Below are 6,032 nucleotides of genomic sequence, written 5' to 3' on the forward strand. Positions count from 1 at the left end.
ACGCCCGGTCCCATTCCGAACCCGGAAGCTAAGCCCTTCAGCGCCGATGGTACTGCACTCGACAGGGTGTGGGAGAGTAGGACACCGCCGAACACAATTTAACGACAAGCCCCCCAACCATTCGTGGTTGGGGGGCTTCCTCGTACCCAAAACACCCCCAAACCATCCCCCAACCCGCCCCCGTCTTCGAGCGAACGGCACGTCCGTCGCCTCCAGCGAGATGAACGTACCGTTCACCCGATCGCAGCACCCCGGTCGCCGGCCGGCACACCACCACCCCGGATCGAGCGAACGGCACTCTCACCGCTTCTAACGAGATGAACGGTACGTTCACACCATTAGGGGCGGGGGCACGACTGAGGACGACAGGCGCTTTGCCCGGATCAGTCGATGCCGTCGGCGGTGGCTGTTGCATACTTCGGCCGGCCGGTAGGCAGATACCGCTGAATCGTCACACCCTTTGGAGTGGCCCGCGATTCGGCCAGCTCGAGTGCGACGTCAGGTCCGGAGTCGGGAAAGAGTCGCGTGCCCTGGCCTAGGACCACCGGCGCGATCAGCAGGATCATCTCGTCGACGAGATTGTTCGCGAGAAGCCAGCGGCACAAGTTGCCACTGCCGTGCACCTGAAGCTCACCGCCGGGTCTGGCTTTCAGTTCGCCGATCGCGGTGGCGGTGTCGCCTGTGAGCGCGGTCGTGTTCTTCCATTGTGGATCGGTCAGCGTCGTCGACGCCAAATACTTCGGCCGCGAATTCAAGGCGCTGGCAATGGGGTTGACCTCCGGATTCTCGAACGCGCCCCAATAGTCGGCGAAGATGTCGTACGTGCGTCGGCCGAACAGGAACGCGTCAGCACGCTGGTAGACCTGGACGAGGAAAGTCATCGCTTCGGTGTCCACCAACGGCGCGGACCACCCGCCGCGCTCGAATCCACCACGCCGATCTTCGTCCGGCCCACCGAGTCCTTGCATCACCCCGTCGAGAGTGACGATGGTAAAGGTCGTCAGTTTCATAGTCGTACCCATCTCCCAGGCTCGTCGGATTTCCGCTGTACCGATATAGACCGACGAGAAGTGGGAAAGTCATCGAGCGAACGTGGCGTTCGTCGCCTTGGATCGACCGAAAGTGCCGTTCGCTCAGGGCAGGGCAGGGCAGGGCAGGGCAGGGCAGGGCAGGGCAGGGCAGGGGTTGGAGTTCAGGGCTGAACGGGGACCGAGTCTGCCGGAGCGGCCTCGGACTCCAGGGCGTCGCAAGGAACCGCGAGCTCGGTCTGTTCGAGACGGCCACGAAGGGTGATGTTCTCGGTGATCGACCAGTGGGCAGCTTCGGCGCTGTCAGCGGCAGCCACAGCCCGTCCGGATGCGGCGAGGTTACCCGGAACCGTCTTGGCGACCTCCGACAGGCGCGCTGCCTCGTTGACCGGATCACCGATGACGGTGTACTCGAATCTTTCGCGTGCACCGACGTTTCCGGCAACGGCAATACCCGCAGCGACGCCGATTCCCGCGCTTACTTCCGGAACTTCGGCACGCAGGCGCTGTTGAATCTTGCGGGCGGCGGCAAGTGCACTGCCGGCATGATCGTGGAGCGTTGTCGGCGCTCCGAAGATCGCCAGCGCTGCGTCGCCCTCGAACTTGTTGACGAATCCACCGTGAGCATCGACCTCGTCGACGATGACGTCGAAGAATCGGTTGAGTAGAGCGACCACCGCGGTCGGGGAGTTGGTGGCCGCGATGGTGGTCGAACCGATGACGTCGACGAAGAGAACGGCAACGTCACGTTCTTCCCCGCCGAGCTCCGGGTTGCGGCGGACCGCGTTTGCGGCGACCTCGTGTCCGACGTGGCGCCCGAAGAGGTCGCGAATTCGCTCTCGTTCGCGCAGTCCCTCGGCCATGCGATTGAAGCCGGTCTGCAGCAGCCCCAGCTCGGTTCCGTCGTACACGACGACGGACGCGGTGAGGTCACCACGGGTGACTTGTTCCATGCCTCGTCGCACGGACCGAATGGGAGCCGCGGCGGACCGAATGTTGATGTACGTCAGCCCGAGTCCGACGCACAGAGTGATCCCGCCGATGACGAGGATCGCGGTCGCGAGTGCTTGCCACGAAGCGGGTCGGATGAAGCTGAAGACCGCTACGAGCATCAAGCCGGTGACGGGGACTCCGCTTCCGAGCAGCCAGACGAGGATTGTCCGGCCGGTCAGTCCGAGAACGGCAGCCTTGCGGGGTGCTCCGGATTCGAGTGCACGCGCAGCAATCGGGCGGAGTGCGAACTCGCTGAGCAGGTAGCAGAAGGCACATGTGGTGATACCGCTGAAAGCCACGGTGAACAGAACTTTCGGAATGGTGTCGGGGTCGACGATTCCGTACATGGTCGTGAAGGTGATGAGCGCGGCCGTCCACAGGACGGCTTGCACTCGGGTCAGTCGCCACGGCCCGCGCAGCGCCGCGCGTTGATTCTGCTCTGTCGGTGGGTGATCCTCGGTGGCCCACCTAAGATCCCGCATCAGCCGTTTGGTGCCCCACAGAAGTCCGATGAGAAAGACACACCCGATGAAGACGGGCACGGCAATGAAGTTGATCCACGCGAATTCGGGGTGGATGATCTCGGGTCCGGGAACCACGAATCCGACGAGCACGATCGCCAGTACCGCTCCGATCAGGTTGGTGACCAGGAGAGGGGCGGTCAGTAGTGCCTGGACGCGGATTCGGCGGCGCCTGGGGCTTTCGTCGGTGGATCCGAGCAGCCACGACCCCAGGGGCGCACTCGGGACACGGCTTCGCTGCATAGTGTGTCGAGAGTAGTCGTAATGATCGCTTAGGGTGGTCCGGTGCGCCTAGTTATTGCTCGTTGCCGTGTCGACTATGTGGGACGCCTGACCTCCCACCTCCCTACCGCAAGACGACTGCTGTTGGTCAAGGCCGACGGCTCGGTCAGCATTCATGCCGACGATCGGGCGTACAAGCCGCTCAACTGGATGAGTCCGCCGTGCTGGTTGGTCGAGACCACCGGAGACGGCGACGACGTCCTGTGGGTCGTCACCAACAAGGCAGGCGAGGAACTTCGGATCACTCTCGAAGAGGTCGAGCACGATTCGTCGTATGAACTCGGTCTCGATCCGGGTTTGATCAAGGACGGTGTCGAGGCACACCTTCAAGAACTTTTGGCGGAGCATGTCGAGACGCTCGGCCCCGGCTACACCCTGGTACGACGCGAGTACATGACGGCCATCGGGCCGGTCGACCTTCTGGTCCGTGACGCGGACGGCGCCTCGGTGGCGGTGGAGATCAAGCGGCGCGGCGAGATCGACGGTGTCGAGCAGTTGACGCGCTACCTGGAGTTGCTCAACCGCGATCCGCTCCTCGCACCGGTCACGGGAGTTTTTGCAGCGCAACAGATCAAGCCGCAGGCAAAGACTTTGGCGAACGATCGTGGAATCCGCTGCCTGGTCCTGGACTACGAGGCCTTGCGCGGCACCGAAAGCACCGAGTTCCGACTCTTCTGACGCTGTTTAGACTCGAACCATGCCGCGCCGCAAACCTTCGCCGAAGCAAACCCGTCGAACGGATCCTCGGCGTACTCAGAACTCGAGCGCTGAGTCGGCGTCACCTAGCGGTGTGTTGTTCGGCGGCGCGCTGGTCCGGGAGGAGCCAGGGCCGGGCGGTGAAATGTACATGGTGCGGCCGATACCCGGCTCCAACGCGACGAAGTTCTACCGGTGCCCCGGCTGTGATCACGACATCAGGCCGGGAGTCGCACACGTGGTGACCTGGCCTTCGGAACCGGGCGGAGCGAACGAGCGTCGGCACTGGCACACCGGGTGCTGGTCAGGCCGCGGAACTCGCAGCCTGACCAGACGGTGGTCCTGAGCGTCGTTCAGTTCCTGGACTGGGCTCGCTGCTCGACGGCGCGGGTGTCGATCTCGGCGGTGTTCGTCTCGTCCGAGTCCTCGAGAACGTCGTCTTCGTCGATACTCGGTTCTGCGTCGACCTTATCTGCGTCGACCTTCTTGTCTTCGATCTCGAGATCTTCCTCGGCTTCGACGATGACCGGAGCAGGCGGTGAATCGAGAAGTTCGCTCTCGCGATTGACCGATGCGAGCATGGCCGGAACCGAATCGAGTTGTCCGCGAATTCCCAAGAGCTGGGCCAGGATTCGGCCGCGGAGAACGCGCAGTTCTTCGGTGAGTTCCTTCGCGTGAGCGATCTTGCGCTCGGATTGATCCGTCGCGGCTTGCAGCCTGCGCTGAGCTTCGTGCGACGCATCGGCGAGTCGACGCTCGGCCTCTGCCTTGCTGGACGACTCCAATTCGTTAACGGCGGCGACGACCTTGGCGCGGCGCTCCGACATCGAGATGTCGAAGTCTTCGCGGATCTGAGTGCGCTTGGCCTCGGACTCGGCCGCCAGTCGATCCCGCTCGGCCTGTGCAGCTTCGACGATCCGGGCGGCTTCGGTACGGGCCTGCGCCATGGTCTGCTCGTGCATGGTTTCCATCGCGTTGCGACGGTCCTCGAGCTCGGCGATCAACGACTCGTAGTGCCCACGTAGGCGGGCGCCGTCTTGTTCGGCGATGGAGGTCATCTCGGCTGCGTCGGCCTCGGCCTTCGCGCGAACCTCCGAAGCTTCGTCGGAGGCAAGGCGGAGCATGCGGCTGATGCGATCGCTCATGCCCTCCGCAGTGGTGGGTGGAACGGAGAGACGGTCGACGTCCTTGCGGAGGTCGTCGATGTCGTCGCGTGCATCGTCGAGCTGCTTGGCAAGATCACGGGCCTGCGCGGCGGCAGCATCACGATCGGCTGCGGTAACGCGCAGCTCCGCGTCGAATCGCTCGAAGTAGTTACGTACCTCGTCACGGTCGTATCCCTTCCGTGCGATCTGGAACGGAAGTTGGATCGAACCGCGGTCCTGCTCGTATGCCATGGCGACAATCTACCTGGCATACGAGCTGGAGTCGGGTCTGCTAGTGGCTCGCGTCGGGTTCGACCAGTTCCACGAGGACGCCGCCGGCATCCTTGGGATGAATAAAGTTGATGCGAGAGTTGGCCGTACCGCGTCGGGGAGCGTCGTACAGCAACCGAACCCCGCGGTCGCGAAGCTCGGCGGAGATGGCGTCGATGTCGGTGACCCGGTAGGCGAGCTGCTGGAGTCCGGGGCCGCTTCGGTCGATGAACTTGGCGATGGTCGAGTTCTCGTCCAGCGGCGCGAGCAGCTGAACGGCAGTGGATCCGGCGGGGGAGCCGACGACGGAGAGCATGGCCTCACGGACGCCCTGCGATTCGTTGATTTCCTCGTGGGTCGACACCATGCCCAGGTGCTGCGTGTACCACGCGATTGCCACGTCGAGATCGGGCACCGCGATTCCGACGTGATCGATCGCGACGACGAGGTCGGAGGACAAAGGCGCGAGTGCAGAACTGGGGGAGGTCTGTGTCATACCTTTCACGGTAGCGCTACCGTTTGAGGAGTACACGTCGGGATGTGACTTGGCTCTTAGGCCGCACGGAACCGACGACTATGTCTCTTTTGCAGCCGGAGGAAATCGTGACCAGTTCTGTGATTGTTGCGGGAGCTCGTACCCCGATGGGTCGACTCCTCGGATCGTTGAAAGACCTCTCCGGGTCCGACCTCGGCGGCATCGCCATCAAAGGCGCCCTGGACAAGTCCTCAGTCGCGCCCGAGCAGGTCGAGTACGTCATCATGGGACAGGTCCTCACCGCCGGCGCCGGCCAGATGCCCGCCCGCCAAGCCGCCGTCGCCGCCGGTATCCCGATGAACGTGCCCGCCCTGAGCATCAACAAGGTGTGCCTGTCCGGGATCGACGCCATCGCCCTCGCCGACCAGATGATCCGCGCCGGCGAATTCGACATCGTCGTCGCCGGCGGGCAGGAATCGATGTCCCGCGCACCCCACATGCTCGAAAAGAGCCGCGAAGGCTTCAAGTACGGCGACGTCACGATGCGCGACCACATGGCCTACGACGGCCTCCACGACATCTTCACCGACCAGGCCATGGGCCTGCTCACCGAACAGGTCAA

At 63.6% G+C, this 6,032-nt stretch carries 7 protein-coding genes and 1 rRNA gene; 4 read left to right on the forward strand and 4 right to left on the reverse strand.

Features of this window, described 5'->3' with window-relative positions; genetic code table 11:
* A 5S ribosomal RNA gene (rrf, locus tag ACFQ6H_RS29620) occupies positions 1-93 on the forward strand; the annotation flags it as partial.
* A gap of 290 nt (positions 94-383) precedes the next feature.
* Here the strand turns inward: rrf and ACFQ6H_RS29625 are convergent.
* Positions 384-1,010 (reverse strand): dihydrofolate reductase family protein, encoded by a 627-nt coding sequence (locus tag ACFQ6H_RS29625; protein WP_378650413.1) that lies wholly within the window; start codon positions 1,008-1,010, stop codon positions 384-386.
* Positions 1,011-1,192: 182 nt separating this feature from the next.
* On the reverse strand, positions 1,193-2,785 hold the full coding sequence (locus tag ACFQ6H_RS29630) for an adenylate/guanylate cyclase domain-containing protein (RefSeq protein ID WP_378650415.1): 1,593 nt from the start codon (positions 2,783-2,785) through the stop codon (positions 1,193-1,195).
* 42 nt (positions 2,786-2,827) lie between these two features.
* On the opposite strand from ACFQ6H_RS29630, the gene nucS reads away from it, so the two are divergent.
* Together nucS and ACFQ6H_RS29640 are read left to right on the forward strand one after the other, a co-directional pair.
* Complete coding sequence (nucS, locus tag ACFQ6H_RS29635) at positions 2,828-3,502, forward strand: endonuclease NucS (RefSeq protein ID WP_064444085.1); 675 nt, start codon at positions 2,828-2,830, stop codon at positions 3,500-3,502.
* A gap of 19 nt (positions 3,503-3,521) precedes the next feature.
* On the forward strand, positions 3,522-3,866 hold the full coding sequence (locus ACFQ6H_RS29640) for an ATP/GTP-binding protein (protein ID WP_378537840.1): 345 nt from the start codon (positions 3,522-3,524) through the stop codon (positions 3,864-3,866).
* Between the two features lie 7 nt (positions 3,867-3,873).
* Here the strand turns inward: ACFQ6H_RS29640 and ACFQ6H_RS29645 are convergent, their stop codons facing one another.
* A complete protein-coding gene (locus ACFQ6H_RS29645; RefSeq protein WP_378650417.1) occupies positions 3,874-4,917 on the reverse strand; it encodes a hypothetical protein in 1,044 nt (347 codons plus the stop codon).
* 40 nt (positions 4,918-4,957) lie between these two features.
* A complete protein-coding gene (mce, locus tag ACFQ6H_RS29650; protein ID WP_037131968.1) occupies positions 4,958-5,431 on the reverse strand; it encodes a methylmalonyl-CoA epimerase in 474 nt (157 codons plus the stop codon).
* 107 nt (positions 5,432-5,538) lie between these two features.
* Between mce and ACFQ6H_RS29655 the strand changes: the two genes are divergently transcribed.
* The coding region (locus tag ACFQ6H_RS29655; protein WP_378650419.1) for a beta-ketoacyl synthase N-terminal-like domain-containing protein at positions 5,539-6,032 on the forward strand (494 nt) is incomplete at its 3' end.

This window comes from Rhodococcus sp. NPDC056506 (assembly GCF_042794945.1).
Lineage (GTDB): Bacteria > Actinomycetota > Actinomycetes > Mycobacteriales > Mycobacteriaceae > Rhodococcus_F.

What these genes read in the sequence shown, in the direction of transcription:
- ACFQ6H_RS29645 (WP_378650417.1), bottom strand. Translation starts at nt 4,917, where the DNA reads ATGGCATACGAGCAGGACCGCGGTTCGATCCAACTTCCGTTCCAGATC.
- ACFQ6H_RS29625 (WP_378650413.1), bottom strand. Translation starts at nt 1,010, where the DNA reads ATGAAACTGACGACCTTTACCATCGTCACTCTCGACGGGGTGATGCAA.
- ACFQ6H_RS29640 (WP_378537840.1), top strand. Translation starts at nt 3,522, where the DNA reads ATGCCGCGCCGCAAACCTTCGCCGAAGCAAACCCGTCGAACGGATCCT.
- mce (WP_037131968.1), bottom strand. Translation starts at nt 5,431, where the DNA reads ATGACACAGACCTCCCCCAGTTCTGCACTCGCGCCTTTGTCCTCCGAC.
- ACFQ6H_RS29630 (WP_378650415.1), bottom strand. Translation starts at nt 2,785, where the DNA reads ATGCAGCGAAGCCGTGTCCCGAGTGCGCCCCTGGGGTCGTGGCTGCTC.